The organism is Actinomadura geliboluensis, from assembly GCF_043197915.1.
In the GTDB taxonomy this organism is placed as follows: domain Bacteria; phylum Actinomycetota; class Actinomycetes; order Streptosporangiales; family Streptosporangiaceae; genus Spirillospora; species Spirillospora geliboluensis.
The window spans coordinates 528,239-544,312 of record NZ_JBICUA010000003.1 but is presented as its reverse complement, the minus strand read 5'-3'; the positions used below and the strand labels follow the sequence as shown (position 1 = coordinate 544,312).

General features: G+C 74.8%; 14 protein-coding genes. 8 read left to right on the top strand and 6 right to left on the bottom strand.

The window, feature by feature from the left end; translation table 11 throughout:
- Nucleotides 1-84: 84 nt before the first annotated feature.
- Entirely contained in the window at nucleotides 85-2,187 is a 2,103-nt protein-coding gene (locus ACGFI1_RS12815) for an MMPL family transporter (protein ID WP_392785169.1), read from the top strand.
- Between the two features lie 4 nt (nucleotides 2,188-2,191).
- On the opposite strand, the gene ACGFI1_RS12810 is transcribed toward ACGFI1_RS12815, so the two are convergent.
- From ACGFI1_RS12810 to ACGFI1_RS12790, 5 genes are all read right to left on the bottom strand, one after another.
- Nucleotides 2,192-2,854, bottom strand: a complete 663-nt coding sequence (locus ACGFI1_RS12810; RefSeq protein WP_301177952.1) for a response regulator — start codon at nucleotides 2,852-2,854, stop codon at nucleotides 2,192-2,194.
- Nucleotides 2,851-3,981: a sensor histidine kinase gene (locus ACGFI1_RS12805; protein ID WP_387077732.1), complete on the bottom strand. Its 1,131-nt coding sequence runs from the start codon at nucleotides 3,979-3,981 to the stop codon at nucleotides 2,851-2,853. Before ACGFI1_RS12805 ends, ACGFI1_RS12810 begins: the two co-directional genes overlap by 4 nt.
- Nucleotides 3,982-4,072: 91 nt before the next feature.
- The gene (locus ACGFI1_RS12800; protein ID WP_392785167.1) at nucleotides 4,073-5,128 is read right to left on the bottom strand and encodes a hypothetical protein; all 1,056 of its coding nucleotides are present in this window, start codon (nucleotides 5,126-5,128) and stop codon (nucleotides 4,073-4,075) included.
- A 114-nt stretch (nucleotides 5,129-5,242) separates the two neighbouring features.
- Complete coding sequence (locus tag ACGFI1_RS12795; protein ID WP_392785165.1) at nucleotides 5,243-5,785, bottom strand: hypothetical protein; 543 nt, start codon at nucleotides 5,783-5,785, stop codon at nucleotides 5,243-5,245.
- A 197-nt stretch (nucleotides 5,786-5,982) separates the two neighbouring features.
- On the bottom strand, nucleotides 5,983-6,414 hold the full coding sequence (locus ACGFI1_RS12790; protein WP_386869616.1) for a limonene-1,2-epoxide hydrolase family protein: 432 nt from the start codon (nucleotides 6,412-6,414) through the stop codon (nucleotides 5,983-5,985).
- Nucleotides 6,415-6,464: 50 nt separating this feature from the next.
- Here ACGFI1_RS12790 and ACGFI1_RS12785 point away from each other — a divergent pair, with 50 nt between their 5' ends.
- The 7 genes from ACGFI1_RS12785 to ACGFI1_RS12755 all read left to right on the top strand — a co-directional run bounded on the left by ACGFI1_RS12785 (nucleotide 6,465) and on the right by ACGFI1_RS12755 (nucleotide 14,838).
- On the top strand, nucleotides 6,465-9,563 hold the full coding sequence (locus ACGFI1_RS12785) for an AfsR/SARP family transcriptional regulator (protein ID WP_392785163.1): 3,099 nt from the start codon (nucleotides 6,465-6,467) through the stop codon (nucleotides 9,561-9,563).
- 109 nt (nucleotides 9,564-9,672) lie between these two features.
- Nucleotides 9,673-11,211: an MFS transporter gene (locus ACGFI1_RS12780; protein WP_392785161.1), complete on the top strand. Its 1,539-nt coding sequence runs from the start codon at nucleotides 9,673-9,675 to the stop codon at nucleotides 11,209-11,211.
- Nucleotides 11,212-11,268: 57 nt separating this feature from the next.
- Nucleotides 11,269-12,213 (top strand): SPFH domain-containing protein, encoded by a 945-nt coding sequence (locus tag ACGFI1_RS12775; protein WP_386869959.1) that lies wholly within the window; start codon nucleotides 11,269-11,271, stop codon nucleotides 12,211-12,213.
- A gap of 12 nt (nucleotides 12,214-12,225) precedes the next feature.
- Nucleotides 12,226-12,510, top strand: a complete 285-nt coding sequence (locus tag ACGFI1_RS12770) for a hypothetical protein (RefSeq protein ID WP_386869622.1) — start codon at nucleotides 12,226-12,228, stop codon at nucleotides 12,508-12,510.
- A gap of 2 nt (nucleotides 12,511-12,512) precedes the next feature.
- On the top strand, nucleotides 12,513-13,139 hold the full coding sequence (locus ACGFI1_RS12765) for a GOLPH3/VPS74 family protein (RefSeq protein ID WP_387077715.1): 627 nt from the start codon (nucleotides 12,513-12,515) through the stop codon (nucleotides 13,137-13,139).
- A 98-nt stretch (nucleotides 13,140-13,237) separates the two neighbouring features.
- The gene (locus ACGFI1_RS12760) at nucleotides 13,238-13,927 is read left to right on the top strand and encodes a lysophospholipid acyltransferase family protein (RefSeq protein ID WP_387077712.1); all 690 of its coding nucleotides are present in this window, start codon (nucleotides 13,238-13,240) and stop codon (nucleotides 13,925-13,927) included.
- Between the two features lie 71 nt (nucleotides 13,928-13,998).
- Nucleotides 13,999-14,838, top strand: coding sequence for an ATP-binding protein (locus ACGFI1_RS12755; RefSeq protein WP_386869628.1), 840 nt, complete (start codon nucleotides 13,999-14,001; stop codon nucleotides 14,836-14,838).
- Nucleotide 14,839: 1 nt separating this feature from the next.
- Here ACGFI1_RS12755 and ACGFI1_RS12750 read toward each other — a convergent pair whose 3' ends face one another.
- Nucleotides 14,840-15,919, bottom strand: coding sequence for a mechanosensitive ion channel family protein (locus ACGFI1_RS12750; protein WP_386869630.1), 1,080 nt, complete (start codon nucleotides 15,917-15,919; stop codon nucleotides 14,840-14,842).
- Between the last annotated feature and the right edge of the window lie 155 nt (nucleotides 15,920-16,074).

Sequence of the window (16,074 nt, the reverse complement as noted above, 5' to 3'; positions counted from 1 at the left end):
TGGGTTTTGCCCGCTCTGGGGCGACGACGGGGCGGGGGTGCGATCGCGAGCATTGGGCGGGACGCTCAATGATTCGAGGAGACGATGATGCCAACCGAGGCTCCCCCCGCGGGCGGGGCTCTGGCGGGACTCGCCCGGTTCTGTTACCGGCGCCGCCGACTGGTGCTGCTGCTGTGGGTGGCCGGGGTGATCGCCGTGGCGTTCGCCGGGTTCGGGTACGGCGCGCAGTCCGACAACGACTTCACCGGCGGGGACTCCGGGTCCGCCAAGGCGCAGGCGCTGATCGAGAAGCACTTCCCCGAGCGGCAGGGGGACACGCTCACGCTGGCGGTCAAGGCGGAGAAGGGGCTCGACGACCCGGCGGCGCGCAGGACGATCGAGAAGGTCGTCGCGGAGCTGGACGCCTCGCCCGTCACCGGGCCCGTCGTGTCGCCGTACACGGACGCGAGCCTGGTGACGAAGGACCGGCGGATCGCGCGGACGACCGTTCCGTTGACGGACGTGGATCCGGCGGAGTCCGACGTCGAGCCGCTGGTGGACGCGGTCAAGGAGGCGTCCGGCGGCGGTGTGGTGCTCGGGCTGGCCGGGGACATGGCGGAGAAGGCCGAGACGCCGCCGCAGGGGCCCGCGGAGAGCGTGGGGGTGCTCGCGGCGGCGGTGATCCTGTTCATCGCGTTCGGGTCGCTGGTGGCGATGGGCCTGCCGATCGTGACCGCGCTGATGGCGATCATCGGCGGGATCGCCCTGATCAAGCTGGTGGGGCACCTGGTGCCGTCGCCGGACTTCACGGTGATCGTCGCGGCGCTGATCGGGCTCGGGGTCGGGATCGACTACGCGCTGTTCATCGTGACCCGGTACAAGGAGGGCCTGGCGGACGGCGACGAGCCGGAGGGGGCCGTGGTCAAGGCCATCACCACGGCGGGGCACGCGGTGCTGTTCGCCGGGCTGACCGTCGTGATCGCGCTGCTGGGGCTGACCGCGATGGGGCAGCGGCTGATGACGGGCGTGGCCGTGGCCGCGTCGGTGACCGTGCTGGTCACGATGGCGGCCTCGGTGACGCTGGTGCCGGCGTTCCTCGGCTTCACCGGGCGCCGGATCGGCGCGGTGCGGCGCGTCCGGGAGCGGCGGCCGCTCGCCGAGCGGTGGGCCGGCGCGGTGCAGCGTCGGCCGCTGGTCGCCGTGGTGCTGGCCGGCGCGGGGCTGCTGGTGCTGGCCGCTCCGGCGCTGTCGATGCGGCTGAGCCTGCCGGACGCGAGCGTCCAGCCCCATGACCGGAGCAGTTACGCGGCGCACGAGATCCTCACCGAGGGGTTCGGGCCGGGGTTCGGGGCGCCGCTGGTGTTCGCGTCCGCGAACACGGACCTGCGCGCCGTCGCCGGCGCGGTCGGCGGGCAGGACGGGATCGCCTACGTCACGCCGCCGGAGGTCAGCCGGGACGGGAAGGCCGCCACGTTCCTCGCCTTCCCCAAGACCGGGTACCAGGACGAGGCGACCGCGGAGCTGGTGCACGAGCTGCGGGACGAGGTGCTGCCCGACGGCGTCCACGTGGGCGGGCCGAACGCGGGCACGATCGACTTCTCCGAGGACATCGGCGCGCGGCTGCCGCTGATGATCGGGGTGGTCATCGCGCTGTCGCTGGTGCTGCTGGTCGCGCTGGTCCGGTCGGTCACGATCGCGGTGCAGGCGGCCGTGCTGAACCTGCTGTCGATCGGCGCCGCCTACGGCGTGCTGGTCGCGGTGGTGCAGTGGGGGTGGCTCGGCTCGTTCTTCGGCTTCCCGACCGAGATGCCGGTCACGACGTGGGTGCCGATGATGATGTTCCCGCTGCTGTTCGGGCTGTCCATGGACTACGAGGTCTTCCTGATCTCGCGGATCCGGGAGGAGTACGAGCGGTGCGGCGACACCCGCCGGGCCGTCACGCGGGGGCTCGGCCGGACCGCCAAGGTCATCACGGCCGCGGCCGCCATCATGGTCGCCGTCTTCACGACGTCGCTGCTCGGCCCGGACGTCTCGGTCAAGCAGATCGGACTCGGCATGGCGGTCGCCGTGCTCATCGACGCCACCGTGGTCCGGATGGTCCTGGTGCCGGCGGTGATGGAGCTGTGCGGCAAGGCGAACTGGTGGATGCCGGGACGGCGGGCGGCGGTGGCGCCGCCCGAACCGGCCGCGGAGCGGGTGCGGGTCTGACCTCTCAGCGGCCGCTGGGGGCCACCAGGCCGGATTCGTAGGCCAGGACGACGAGCTGGGCGCGGTCGCGCGCGCCCAGCTTCGTCATGGCCCGGTTGATGTGGGTCTTGGCGGTCAGCGGGCTGATCGCCATGCGGTGGGCGATCTCGTCGTTGGTGAGGCCGTGCCCGGCCAGCGTGACGGCCTCCCGCTCGCGGTTGGTCAGCTCCTCCAGGCCGGCGCCGCCGCCCGCGTCGAGCGGCCGCGCGACGTAGCGGCTGATCAGCATCCGGGTGATGGACGGCGCGAGCAGGGCGTCGCCGCGCGCGGCGACCCGCACCGCGTGCAGGAGATCCTCCGGCTCGATGTCCTTGACGAGGAATCCGGCGGCGCCGGCGCGCAGCGCGTTGAAGACGTACTCGTGGAGGCCGTAGTTGGTCAGGATGACGACGTGGACGCCGGAGAGCGCCGGGTCGGCGGCGATGCGGCGGGTCGTCTCTATCCCGTCCATGACGGGCATCTGGATGTCGACGAGGGCGATGTCGGGCAGGTGCCTCGCGATCTGTTCGAGGCCCTCCGCGCCGTCGGCCGCCTCGGCGACCACCTCGATGTCGTCCTCGGCGTCGAGCAGCGCCCGGAACCCGCGGCGCAGCAGCGGCTGGTCGTCGCACAGCACGACGCGGATCATGAGGGCCGCCCCACGGGGAACTCGGCCTGGACGCTGAAGCCGCCCTCCTCGCGCGGTTCGGCGCGGAGCCGGCCGCCGAGGGCGGTGACGCGCTCGCGCATCCCGAGCAGCCCGACCCCGGGCACCGGGGCGGTGCCCGGCCTGGCCTTGCCGTCGTCGTCGACGCGGACGGCGAGGGTGCCCGGCCGGTAGTCGATCCGGATCGACGCGGTCGCGGCGGCGGCGTGCCGGACGGTGTTGGTGAGCGACTCCTGGACGATCCGGTACGCGGTCCGGTCGACCGCGGCGGGCACCTCGTGCCGCTGCCCCTCGATCGTCAGCGTCGTCTCCAGGCCCGTCGTGCGCGCCCGCTCCACCAGGTCGGGGACGCGGTCGAGGCCGTGCGGCGGGGGCGCGGCGTCCTCCCGCAGCGTCTCCAGGGTGGCGCGCAGCTCGCGGGTCGCCTCGCGGCCCGCCTCCTGGATCGCGAGGAGCGCCTCCGGCACCTCCTCGCCGTGCTTGCGGGCCAGGTGGACGGCGACGCCGGCCTGCACCTTGATGATGGAGATCTGGTGGGTGAGCGAGTCGTGCAGCTCCCGCGCGATGTGCAGCCGCTCCTGCGTGGCGCGCAGCCGGGCGGCCTCCTCGCGGGTGCGCTCGGCCTCGTCCGCCCGCAGCTCGGCCTGCCGCAGCGCCTCCCCGGCGGCGCCGGCGGCGATCAGCCAGGCCAGTTCCAGGACGCCGCGCGCCTGCGCGAACGCCTCGCTCATCGACCCGTCCGCCGGGGAGGCCATGGTCGCGACGGGCAGGGCGAGCAGCAGCGCGACGCTGACGGCCAGGGTGACGATCCGGTGCCCGGAGCGAACGGCGGTGTAGACCGCGACCAGGTACGCGACCGCGGGCACGTCGAAGCCGACCGCCCTGTACCCGACGGCGCACAGCCCGGTGACGGCCAGGACGGCGATCGGGGCGCGGCGCCCGGCGGCCAGCACGAGACCGCTGACCACCACCAGCGCGTACCCGAGCGCGTCGAGATCGGTGGCGGGGTGCTCCCCTGTCAGCGCGCTGATCAGGAGCACCGCCGCCACACCGGCCGCGCCCGCCCATCCTCTGGTCCGGCGCCAGACCCCGGACAAAGCTGTGCTCATACGCGCACGCTAGCGGGGTGCCGGCGCATGCGGATCCTGCGCGCGGACGAGAGCACCGCTACCGCGCCCGCAGTACCCGCGCGCGCCAGTGTCAGGAGGCCGGCTGGTTCGTCATCGCGAGGGGGCCGCCGCCCGGGGCCGTGCCGACCGCGATCATGCCGTTGCCCGTGCCGGGGAGGGCGGTGTAGTCGAAGCCGCCCCGGTTGCGGGAGCCGGTGCCGGTCTGCGCGGGCATCGGGATCGTCTGCCACTGCTCGCCGTCGAAGCGGTAGAAGACGGCTCCGGGTTTGCGTGGGTCTGTGCCGGTCCAGAGGGAGCCGTCCTCGCCGAGGGTGTAGGCGAGGTAGGCGGACGGCGGCTTGGGAGCGGCGCTCCAGCCGGCGGCGGTGCGGTGCATCAGCTCGGTCTTGCCCGGGCCGTCCACCCAGACGTGGCCAGGGCCCGCCACCGCCAGCTGGGTGTAGCCGTCCGGGACGTCGTCCGGCGGCACCCACTTATCGCCGTCCCAGCGGGCGATGCTGGACCGGTAGGGGGCGAGGAGGCTGCCGCTGGCCCACAGCTCCGTGTCGCTGACCGCGTAAGTCCTGTGGATGAATCCGACGGTGTTGCCGTAGGTCGTCCAGGTGCCGTTCTCCCAGCGGGCCAGGCAGCCGTTGCTGGCCCAGACGCCGCCGTCCACGGCTTCGAGCTGGAGGTAGGTCGCGGTCTTGCACTCCTCGGGCAACGCGATCTGCGTCCACCGGGAGCCGTCCCAGCGGGCGAGGTACCCCTCGCCCATCTTGGCGCCGGAGAGCCAGACGTTTTCCGGAGAGGAGGCGTCGAGGTCCGTGGTCTCCAGGTTCCAGGCGCCGGGCGGGTTGCGGTTCTCCCACCCGGTGCCGTTCCAGTGGCGGACGACCGCGTTGAAGCTGCACACCGAGCCCGCGCCCATGCCCGGCCACGACCAGTCGACGCAGGCGAGGCCCTCGAAGCCGGCCGCCCACACGTCCCGCGCGCCGACCGCGGCCACCTCGTTCAGGCCGCTCTCGGGCCACAGCCCTCCCGGTGCGTCCGCCGCCCGCCAGGGGCTCTCATCGGCGTGGGCGGGCGCGGCCGCCAGCCCGGCGACGAGGGCCGCCGCCGCTCCGATCATCCATGCTCGTCTCATGCCGGGCATGATCGCGAACGGCCCGGCACCGGCGCTTGTAGCAACCGTGACAGGAAATACTGGCAAGTTTGCGCTACGGTGCGCGGGTCCCCGCAGGGGGCGGGACGCCCCTGGCTAGCGGTTGGCCTCCTCAAGAAGGGCCAGGGCGGTCTCGGCCATCGGCCGGGCGTAGGCCTTCAGGTCGTCGAACGACTTGGCCGGGGCGACGAACGACGTGTGCACGGTGACGTTCCGGTGCCGGACGTGGATCTCGTAGCCGCTGGTGACGGGAACGCCGAACGCCTCGTCCCCCAGCCCCGCGATGGGCTGCCGCGTCCCGCCGGCCCCGGCCTTGCCCATGGCCTCGGACGCGGCGTCCGCACCCGGCTTCAGCGCGGTCGCCTTATAGCGGTGGAGGCTCAGGTTCACCTGGACCTGTCCGGCGAACGCCGACCACATCGCCTCCGATTTGTCGGTGTAGTGACCGCCGCCGGTGCGGCGCCAGCCGCTGTCCATCTGGACCTCCAGCTTGGACGTGATGCGCTGGTCGAGGCCCTTCGTCGAGTCCAGGACCGACAGGGCGTCGGGCACCTTGGTGTGCTCGCCGCGCCCGTTCACGCCCGGCAGGATCACCGTCCACGCCACGGTCGCGCCCACGACCAGGACGAGCACCGCCAAAACGGCCCCACCGAAAATGAAGATCCTCTTGCGACGGCGCCCCGCGGGCCTCCCCCGCGGCACCCCCGATCGGGCTCCGGCCCCCGAATTCGCCATGATCCACCACCTCCGCGCGACGATCATGGCAGTGGCTAGATCGTTTCACCAGCGGTTGTCCGGAACAGGCGCGGGTGTGATCCGCGGGCCGCCCCGCCGCGTCAGCGGGGCGTGGGCCGCCGGTGCGGGCGGGGGCCGAGGGCGGCGCGCAGGACGCCGCCGAGGCCCTTGGCGGAGGCGGCCAGGAACGTCGTCCAGTCGAAGTAGTCGCGCCAGAGGGTGATGCGGTCGCCGTGCACCTCGAAGGTGCCGCAGACCCAGAACTCGGCGCGCCACGCCCCGCGCTCCAGGACGTCGGTGCGCTCGGTGAGCACCACCGGGCCGTTCGCGGCGATGTTGTGGACGCGGGCCTCGAAGCCCGTCCCGTAGCGGGTCATGGCGCGGAGCGTCTTCTCCACGGCGGGCAGGCCGCGGGCGGGCGGCAGCGGGACGTTCTGGTAGACCATGCCGGGCGCCGCGTGGGCCAGGGCGCGGTCGACGTCCAGGTCCTCGAGCGCGGAGAGGAAGTCGGTGACGATCTGGATCTCGGTCATGGCGCTCCTCCAGGGTCGGGAGCACCACGGTAGTGCGGGAGAATCCGGACATGCAGTTCGCCATCCTTGGAGCGGTCGAGGCCCGGGCCGGCGGGGACGCCGTGCCGATCGGCGGGCCCCGGGTCCGGGCGCTGCTCGCGATGCTGCTGCTGGACGCGGGGCGGCTCGTCCCGGCGGAGCGGCTCATCGACGGGCTCTACGGGGAGGACCCGCCGAGCGGCGCGGCGAACGCGCTCCAGTCGCAGGTGTCGCGGCTGCGCCGCGCGCTCGGGGACGCGGCGCCGGTCGAGGGGCTGCCCGCCGGCTACCGGATCGCCGTCGAGCGCGACGACGTCGACGCCCACCGGTTCGAGCGGCTCGCCGCGGACGCGCGGCGGGCGGCGACGGCCGGGGAGGCGGCCGCGCTGCTGGAGGAGGCGCTCGGGCTGTGGCGCGGCGCCGCGCTGGCCGACGTGGGCGCGCCGTTCGCGGCGGCGCAGGCGGCGCGGCTGGAGGAGGCGCGGGCCGCGGCCGTCGAGGCCCTCGCCGAGGCGCGGCTGCGGAGCGGCGACCCCGAGCCGGCGGTCGCGCGGCTGCGCGACCTGGTGGCCGCGCAGCCGCTGCGCGAGCGGGCGCGGGCGCTGCTGATGCGGGCGCTGCACGCCGGCGGCCGGCAGGCGGAGGCGCTCGCGGTGTTCGAGGACGGGCGGCGGGCGCTGGCCGAGGAGCTGGGCGCCGACCCGTCCAAAGAGCTGGCAGAGGCGCACCTGGCCGTCCTGCGCGGCGACGCCGCCCCCGAGGCGGTCCGGCCGAACCTGCCCGCGCAGCTCACCAGCTTCGTCGGGCGCGAGGAGGAGCTGCGGCGCGTCCGGAAGATGCTCGCGCACGGGCGGCTCGTCACGCTGCTCGGGCCCGGCGGCGCGGGCAAGACGCGGCTCGCGATCGAGGCGGCGGGACGCGAGGGCGGCGAGGTCTGCTTCGTCGACCTGGCGCCCGTCGTCGCGGACGAGGTGCCGAAGGCGATGCTCGGCGCGCTCGGGCTGCGCGAGGGCGGGATGCTGCCCGCCCCCGGCGAGCCGTCGCCGGACGCGGTGGAGCGCCTGGTCACGGCCCTGGAGGGGCGGAGCGTGCTGCTCGTCCTGGACAACTGCGAGCACGTCGTGGCGCCCGTCGCGCGGATCACGCGCCGGCTGCTCGGCGCGTGCCCGCGGCTGCGGGTGCTGGCCACGAGCCGGGAGGCGCTCGCGATCACCGGGGAGGCGCTGCGGCCGCTGCCGCCGCTGGAGCTGCCGCCGGACGGCGTCCCGGCCGAGGCGCTCCAGGGCTACCCGGCGGTGCGGCTGTTCCTGGACCGGGCCGAGGCCGTCCGCCCCGGCTTCGCGGTGGACGAGGCCAACGCCGGGGCCGTGCTGCGGATCTGCCGGGCGCTGGACGGGCTGCCGCTGGCGATCGAGCTGGCGGCGGCGCGGCTGCGGTCGCTGCCGGTCGCCGAGGTCGCGACGCGGCTGGACGACCGGTTCCGGCTGCTGTCGCGCGGGGACCGGGCGGCGGCGCCGCGCCACCGGACGCTGCGCGCGGTCGTCGAGTGGAGCTGGGACCTCCTCGACGAGGCGGAGCGCACCCTCGCCCGGCGGCTGACGGTGTTCTCCGGCGGCCTCGCACTGGAGGCGGCGGCGGGCGTCTGCGACCTGGACGACGCCGACGAGCTGCTGGTCGAGCTGGCCGACAAGTCGCTGGTGCAGAGCGACGGGTCGCGGTACCGGATGCTCGACACGGTCCGGGCGTTCTGCGCCGAGCGCCTCGCCGAGGCGGGCGAGCGGGAGCGGTTCGAGCGGGCCCACGCCGAGTACTTCGCCGGGCTGGCCGCGCGCGCCGAGCCGCACCTGCGCGGGACCGGGCAGCTGGAGTGGCTGGAGCTGCTCGCCGCCGACCACGGGAACCTGCACGCGGCGCTGCGGTGGGGCGTGCGCGCCGACCCGGCGCTCGCGCTGCGGACGGTCGCGTCGCTGTCGTGGTACTGGTGGCTGCGCGGCCGGGTGGAGGGCGCGGCGCTGGCGTCGGAGCTGCTCGACGCGCTCGGCCCCGAACCGCCGGCGGGGATGGAGGAGGAGTACGTCCTCTGCGTCACCAACGCGGTGGCCGGCGGGTTCGCCGGCGAGCGGGCGGTGGCGTGGCTCGACCGCGCCGCGGTGCTGCTGCAGCGGGTCGACCGGGCGGTGCGGTACCCGGTCGTGATCGTCCTGTGGGCGCTCACCGCCGGGCCCGAGCGCACCGACTACGCGGCGTTCACCCGGCAGATCGGGGACGACCCGTGGACGCGGGCGCTGGTCGCGATGAGCGACGGGTTCCTCGCCCAGCACGCCGGGGACGTCGCCGCGACGGAGCGGCACTGCGGCGAGGCGCTGCGGCTCTTCCGGTCCCGCGGCGACCGGTGGGGCATCGCCAACGTGCTCGACACCCTCGCGCAGGCGGCCGGGTGGCGCGGCGACCACGCCCGCGCCCTCGCGCTGCTGGACGAGGCGCTGGACGTCCTCGCGCCGCTCGGCGCGCTGGAGGACACCGCCGACCTGCTCTACCAGCGGGCGCACGTGCTGATCCGCGGCGGGCGGCCGGAGGCGGCGCGGGCGGACCTGGAGCGCGGCATCGAACTCGGCCGCCGGGCCGGCGCGCCCGACAAGGTCGCCGCCGGCCACTACGGGCTCGGCGAGGTGGCGCGGCTGCGCGGCGACCTCGGCGAGGCGCGGCGGCTCTACGAGACGGCCCTCACCGGCTTCGCCTCCGAGCGGTTCATCGCCGCCGCGACGCGCGGCTCGGCGCTCGTCGGGCTGGGCTGGCTGGCGGTCGCCGAGGGCGACACCGGACGGGCCCGCGCGCTGTTCCGCGAGGCCCTCGACATGTCGCTGGACCATCCCGTCTTCGTCTACCGGACGGCCGTGGCGACCGGGCTGGCGGGGGCGGCCGCCGCCGACGGGGACGGGGAGCGCGCGGCGCTGCTGCTCGGCGTGGGGGAGGCGCTGCGCGGCGTCCACGCCGCGGGCGGCCCCGACGCCGAGCGCACCGCCGGCGCCGCCCGCGGCCTGCTGGGCGACGCCGCCTTCGAGCGGGCCTTCGCGGCGGCCGCCGCGCTCCCCCGCGACCAGGCCGGCGCGATCCTCACCGGCACCGGCTGACGAGCGGCCGGCGGGCGTCGGCGGCCCCTGACGGGCGCTGACGGCCCGCGCGCCCGGCCGTCAGCGGGCGGTGCGGGAACGGTCAGCGCGCCCCGCGACCGTTGCGGTCATGAACTCCTCAGCCCGCAAGTGGGGCACCTTCGCGATCTGCCTGCTGGCAGCGCTCGTGCCGAACATCGACCTGACCGCGCTGAACCAGGCCGTCCCGCATCTGAGCGCGGACCTGGACCCCTCGGCCACCCAGATCCTGTGGATCGCCGACGCCTACGGGTTCACGCTCGCCGGCCTGCTGATCACCATGGGCGGCATCGGCGACCGGATCGGGCACCGGAGGCTGCTGCTGATCGGCACCGCCGTGTTCGCCGCGGCGTCCGCGGTGACCGCGTACGCGCCGAGCGCCGAACTGCTGATCGCGGCCCGCGCGCTGCTCGGCGTGGCGGGGGCGACGCTGATGCCGTCCGGCCTGTCGCTGATCCGCCGGGCGTTCCCCGAGCCGAAGGAGCGGACGGCGGTCATCGGCGCGTTCAGCGGCGTCGCCGGTCTCGCCGTCGGCCTCGGCCCAGTCCTGGCGGGCGCGCTGCTGGACCACTTCTGGTGGGGCTCCGTCTTCCTGATCAACGTGCCGATCATGGCCGTGGTGCTGGTCGCCGGCGCGGTCGTGCTGCCGGAGTCGCGCACCCCCGTCCAGGGCCGCCTGGACCTGGTGAGCGTGCCGCTGTCGATCGCCGGCGTGCTCGGCGCGGTGTACGCGATCAAGGAGGCCGCCGCGCACGGCCTGGACGAGACCCGCGTCTACGTCTCGCTCGCGATCGGGCTGGCGGCGCTGGCCGCGTTCGCCGTCCGGCAGACCCGGACGGCCGATCCGCTGATCGACGTCCGGCTGTTCCGCCGCGCCGCGTTCACCGGGTCCGTCGCCACGAACATGATCGCGATGTTCACCCTGGTCGCCCAGTCGCTGATCTTCTCCCTGTTCTTCCAGCTCGCGCTCGGCTGGTCGCCGCTCAAGGCGGGCCTGGCCGGCCTGCCCGGCGCCGCCGGGGCCATGATCGGCGGCGCCCTGCTGGCCCCGCCGCTGATCAGCGCGCTCGGCCGCGCCCGCGTCGTCGCCGCCGGCATGCTCATCTCGGCCGGCGGGTTCTCCCTCTACCTGGCGATCGGCCTGCACACCTCCTACTGGGTGATGCTCCCGTCCATGCTGCTGGCCGGGCTCGGGATGGGGCTGGCGATGACGGTCACCGCCGACACCGTGCTCGCGTCGGTGCCGAAGGAGCGCTCGGGCTCGGCGTCGGCGATCGCCGAGACGGCGACCGAGCTGGGCGGCGCGCTGGGCATGGCCGTCCTCGGCAGCGTGCTGACCGCCGTGTACCGCAACGTCCTGGACCTGCCCGCCGGCGTCCCGGCACCGGCCGCGGCCGCCGCGCGCGACTCGCTGGCCGCCGCCCTCCAGGCCGCCGCGGACCTCCCCGCGGCGCTCGGGGCGCAGATCGCCACCGCCGCCCGCGAGGCCTTCGTGGACGGCATGCACGCCGCGCTCGTGTGCAGCGCCGGGTGCGCCGCCGCGGTCGCCGTCTTCGCGCTGGTGACCCTGCGGAACGTGCCCAAGGTCATCGAGGACGCCGAGGAGCCCGACCTCGTCCCGCTCCCCTGAGCCGGGCCGGCGCCCCGCCGTCCTCCATGCCTGGAAATGTGATATCACTTTGATATGATGGTGATAACCGAGGAACGGGAGGACGGCATGGCGGACGCGGTGGCCCGGGTGGAGATGCCGAGGCCGAAGATCGAGGAGCGGGCGGCGCGGGACCGCGGCGGCTGGCTGATGCTGGGCGTCGCGCTGCTGTGGATCGCGGTGGGCGGCGCGTCGATCGCCGTCGGGGTGGCGGCCGGCGGGGCCGCCGCCATCGCGGTCGGCGGCGCGGTGGGCGGCCTGCTGGTGGTCGCGGGGCTGGTCCTCGCGGCCGGGCTGACCCCGGTCGCGCCGGGCGAGGCGCGGGTGCTGCAGCTGCTCGGGCGCTACTCCGGGACCGTCCGCACCGACGGGCTGCGCTGGGTGAACCCGCTGACCGAGCGGCGCCGGGTCTCGACCCGGATCCGCAACCACGAGACCGGGCTCGCCAAGGTCAACGACCTGGACGGGAACCCGATCGAGATCTCCGCCGTGGTCGTGTGGCAGGTCGCCGACACCGCGCGGGCGGTCTTCGAGGTGGACGACTTCGTGGAGTTCGTCGCGTTCCAGACCGAGGCGGCCGTCCGGCACATCGCGGGCAGCTTCCCCTACGACGCCGCCGACCGCACCTCGCTGCGCGACAACGCCGACGAGATCACCGCGCAGCTGTCGGAGGAGCTGGCGCAGCGCGTCGCGTCCGCCGGGGTCGACATCATCGAGTCCCGGATCACCCGGCTGGCGTACGCGCCGGAGATCGCGCAGGCGATGCTGCGCCGGCAGCAGGCGGGCGCGGTCGTGGCGGCGCGGCAGCGGATCGTGGAGGGCGCGGTCGGCATGGTGCAGCTCGCGCTCGACCGGCTGGACGAGGAGAACGTGGTGGAACTGGACGAGGAGCGCAAGGCGGCGATGGTGAGCAACCTGCTGGTCGTGCTGTGCGCGGACCGGGACGCCCAGCCGGTGGTCAACGCCGGCAGCCTCTACCAGTGACCGCGCGTAGCAGTGGCGGAGCGGAAGAAGATCCTGCTGCGGCTCGACCCGGCCGTGCACGACGCGCTGGCCCGGTGGGCGGGGGACGAGCTGCGCAGCACCAACGCGCAGATCGAGTTCCTGCTGCGGCGGGCGCTCGCCGACGCGGGCCGGATGCCGGGGTCGGCGGAGCGGATGCGGGGGCCGGGCCGGCCGCGCAGGCGGCCGCGGCCCCCGGACGGTGACGGTAACGGGGACGGGGACGGGCGCGGGCCCGCGGACGAGGACGACCCGCCGGGCGGCGGGAGCGAGGACTAGCCATGGTCGAGGTTCCGGAGTCGCTGCCGGCGCGCATGTACCTGCTGGCGTACGACCTGAGGAAGCAGAAGATGACCGGCGGCGGCGCGCGGCTCGGCTACGTGCTGCGCGGCGCCGCGCTGACCGAGCTGTACCTGGACGGGCGGCTGCAGGAGGAGCGGCGCCGCCCCGTCCCGGGCACGCCGGGCGACGACCCGTACGGGGTGGCGGCGCAGATCGCGGCGTCCCGGCCCCGGTCCTGGCAGCACTGGGTGCGGACGGACGCCAAGGCCATCGTGGAGACGGTCCGGGACGAGCTGGAGCAAGACGGCTGGATCCGGGTGCGCCGCACCCGGGTGCTCGGGCTCGTCCCGCGGCACGAGGTCACCGTGAAGGACCCGCGGGTCGTGAAGGAGCTGTGGGGCGGCGCGTCGTCGGCGCTGCGGGGGCGGCCGGTGGCGCATGTCAACAGCTACGACGCGGCGGCGGTGGCGCTCGCGGCGGCGGGCGGGCTCGGCTCGGTGCTGCCGCGCCCCGACCGGCGGCGCTACCGGCGGCGGATCGCGGAGCTGACCGCGCGCAGCGGCCCGGCGGCGCCCGCCGTCCGCAAGCTGATCCGGAGCATGGACGCGGCGGCCGCCGCCGGCTGACCGGCGCGCCATTGCGGATTCCTACAAGATCCGGGGGTCCGGGTTTGTATCGGGCCCCACCGGCGGCGGGGGCCGCGCGGCCCATAGCCTTCTCGGACATGGACCCCGAGCGCCTTGTCTATCCGCTGATGAAGTACGTCGTCATGGGACCCGCCATGCGCGTCGCGTTCCTGCCCCGGGTGAGCGGGGTGCGGCACGTCCCGCGGACCGGGCCGGTGATCATCGCGGCGAACCACCTGGCGTTCCTCGACTCGTTCGCGGTGCCGCTGATCCTGCCGCGCCGGGTCCACTTCCTCGGCAAGCACGAGTACTTCACCGGGGCGGGGATGAAGGGGCGCGCCACGGCGACGTTCTTCCGCGGCGTCGGGGCGATCGCGGTCGACCGGTCCGGCGGGCGGGCGGCGCTGGACGCGCTCGACACCGCGGCGGCGGTGCTGGCGCGCGGCGGCGTGTTCGCCATCCACCCCGAGGGCACCCGCTCCCCCGACGGGCGGCTCTACCGGGGCCGCACGGGGGTGGCGCGGCTCGCGATGCGGACCGGGGCGCCCGTCGTCCCGGTCGGGATCACCGGCACCGACCGGGTGCAGCCGCGCGGGCGGGCCGTCCCGCGGCCGGGCCGGATCGGGCTGCGCATCGGCCCGCCGATGGACTTCCGGGGCCGGGACGAGGGCGTCCCGCGCGGCAAGGCCGCCCGGCAGGTCACCGACGAGATCATGGAGGCGATCCAGGCGCTGTCGGGCCAGGAGTACGTGGACGACTACGCGCCCCGCCCCACCGAGCCGGTGTGACGGCCCGGCCGTCCCCCGCATGTTTGAGCGCGACCGAAAGGGCACGATTCAGGGGGACGGACGGAGATGATGTGGAAATCAGCCTGGATCTCCTGCTCCCCCGGGACGCCGCGAGCGTCCCGGCCACGCGGAGGCTCCTGGACGCGGCGCTCGCCGCCCTCGGGGTCGAGGACCACATCCGGGACGACATCGAGATGATGCTGACCGAGGCGTGCAGCAACGTGATCAGGCACGCCGAGCACGGCACCGGCTACACGGTGCGCGCCACCATCCAGGACCGCCGCTGCACCATCAAGGTCATCGACTCGGGCACCGGGTTCGACGCCGGGCGCGTCCCGCTGCCCGACCCGTCGGCCGAGCACGGCCGCGGGCTGCTGATCATGCGGTCGCTGGCCGACGACGTGCGGTTCTGCTCGTTCCCCGAGGACGGCGCGCTGGTCGCGCTGGAGAAGCGGCTGTCCTACGGCGAGGACAGCCTCGGCGGCCTGCTCACCGCGGACAGCGTCCTCGCCGACGCCTTCCCGGAGGGCGACGCGTTCGCCGACCGGCTGTTCGACCTGGCGCGGGCCGGCGACACCGGGCGGCTCGTCGGCTACGTGGACGCCGGGGCGCCGGTGAACCTGTCCAACGAGCGGGGCGACACGCTCCTCATGCTCGCCGCGTACCACGGCCACCCGGAGACCGTCCGGGCCCTCGCCGCGCGCGGCGCCGACCCCGAGCGCGCCAACGACCGCGGGCAGCGGCCCCTCACGGGCGCGGTGTTCAAGAAGGAGACGGCCGTGGTGCGGGCCCTGCTGGACGCGGGCGCCGACCCGCGGGCGGGTTCGCCGTCGGCCGCCGAGACCGCGCGGATGTTCGGCGACGCCGAACTCCTCGCCTGGTTCGACGAGGTCGCGCCCCCGCCCGCGTGAGTCAGCGGGGCGCGATCCCGTTGGCGCGGGCGGCCGCGGCGGTGGGCGACGGCTCGTCCACGACCACGCGGTGGTGCCAGTACGGCGGCGCGATGCCCTCCTCGCGGAGCGTGCGGTGCAGGCGCTTGAGGAACTCGTGCTTGATCGCGAACTGGTCGCCGAACTCGCTGGACCGCAGGATCACGTGGAAGCCCACCGAGGCGTCGTTGAAGTCGTCGAACCGCACCAGGACGTTGCAGTCGGCGACGCCGCCCTGCACGTCGTTCATGACGTCGTGGCCGACCTTGACGAGCATCTCCTCCACGGCGTCGAGGTCGACCTCGTAGGGCACCTTCGCGTACACCATGACCGACATGTCCTGCGCGGGCCGGTGGTAGTTGGTGAGGATCGTGTCGGAGAACCGCTGGTTCGGGATGACCTCGATGTTGTCGGACAGCGTCCGGATGGAGGTGTTGCGCCAGTTGATGTCGACGACGTAGCCCTCCTGGCCGGTGGCCAGCTTGATGTAGTCGCCAGGCTCGATCGTCTTGGACGCGAGGACGTGCACGCCCGCGAACAGGTTGGCGAGCGTGTCCTGCAGGGCCAGCGCGACCGCGAGACCGCCGACACCCAGGGCGCCGAGCAGCGGCGTGATGGACACCCCGATGCTCTGCAGCATCACCAGGACGCCGACGCCGAGCACGATCACGCGGGTGATGTTCGCGAAGATCGTGACGTTCGCGGCGACGCCCTGCCGGGCCAGCGCGATCGAGGTCACCGACGCGGCGATCAGCCGCGCCAGTGCCAGCGACACCACCAGGATCGTCACCGCGGTGAGGATCTTGGCGGTGACGTCCAGGGTGCCGCGCGGCAGCTCCAGCACCTTCGCCGCCGTCCACAGCCCGAGCAGCACCGCGAGCGGCATCGCCAGGTCGCGGATCAGGCGGGCGGCGAGGTCGTCCCAGGCCCACCGGGTGTCGCCCGCCCGCCGGGTCAGCCGCCCGGTCAGCAGCCGCAGGAGGACGGCGATCGCCAGTGCCGCCGCCATCACGACGGCGGCGGCGATGACGCGCGTCCAGCTCAGGTCGCCCAGGTCACCCATGACGCGTGTAACTCTCCCAACGGGGGCCGGCACCGGCCGAGCCGGCCGAATGCGGCCCGTAAGATCCCGATTTGCCGAGTTGCGTGTCCTGATCGTAGTGAAGTCGCGGTGTGCTCCGCGGCGTATCGCGGGACATGTGGCCGCGGGGTCGCCGG

What these genes read in the sequence shown, in the direction of transcription:
- ACGFI1_RS12790 (WP_386869616.1), bottom strand. Translation starts at nt 6,414, where the DNA reads ATGACCGAGATCCAGATCGTCACCGACTTCCTCTCCGCGCTCGAGGAC.
- ACGFI1_RS12800 (WP_392785167.1), bottom strand. Translation starts at nt 5,128, where the DNA reads ATGAGACGAGCATGGATGATCGGAGCGGCGGCGGCCCTCGTCGCCGGG.
- ACGFI1_RS12760 (WP_387077712.1), top strand. Translation starts at nt 13,238, where the DNA reads ATGGACCCCGAGCGCCTTGTCTATCCGCTGATGAAGTACGTCGTCATG.
- ACGFI1_RS12765 (WP_387077715.1), top strand. Translation starts at nt 12,513, where the DNA reads ATGGTCGAGGTTCCGGAGTCGCTGCCGGCGCGCATGTACCTGCTGGCG.
- ACGFI1_RS12805 (WP_387077732.1), bottom strand. Translation starts at nt 3,981, where the DNA reads ATGAGCACAGCTTTGTCCGGGGTCTGGCGCCGGACCAGAGGATGGGCG.
- ACGFI1_RS12785 (WP_392785163.1), top strand. Translation starts at nt 6,465, where the DNA reads ATGCAGTTCGCCATCCTTGGAGCGGTCGAGGCCCGGGCCGGCGGGGAC.
- ACGFI1_RS12750 (WP_386869630.1), bottom strand. Translation starts at nt 15,919, where the DNA reads ATGGGTGACCTGGGCGACCTGAGCTGGACGCGCGTCATCGCCGCCGCC.
- ACGFI1_RS12810 (WP_301177952.1), bottom strand. Translation starts at nt 2,854, where the DNA reads ATGATCCGCGTCGTGCTGTGCGACGACCAGCCGCTGCTGCGCCGCGGG.
- ACGFI1_RS12775 (WP_386869959.1), top strand. Translation starts at nt 11,269, where the DNA reads ATGGTGATAACCGAGGAACGGGAGGACGGCATGGCGGACGCGGTGGCC.
- ACGFI1_RS12815 (WP_392785169.1), top strand. Translation starts at nt 85, where the DNA reads ATGATGCCAACCGAGGCTCCCCCCGCGGGCGGGGCTCTGGCGGGACTC.
- ACGFI1_RS12780 (WP_392785161.1), top strand. Translation starts at nt 9,673, where the DNA reads ATGAACTCCTCAGCCCGCAAGTGGGGCACCTTCGCGATCTGCCTGCTG.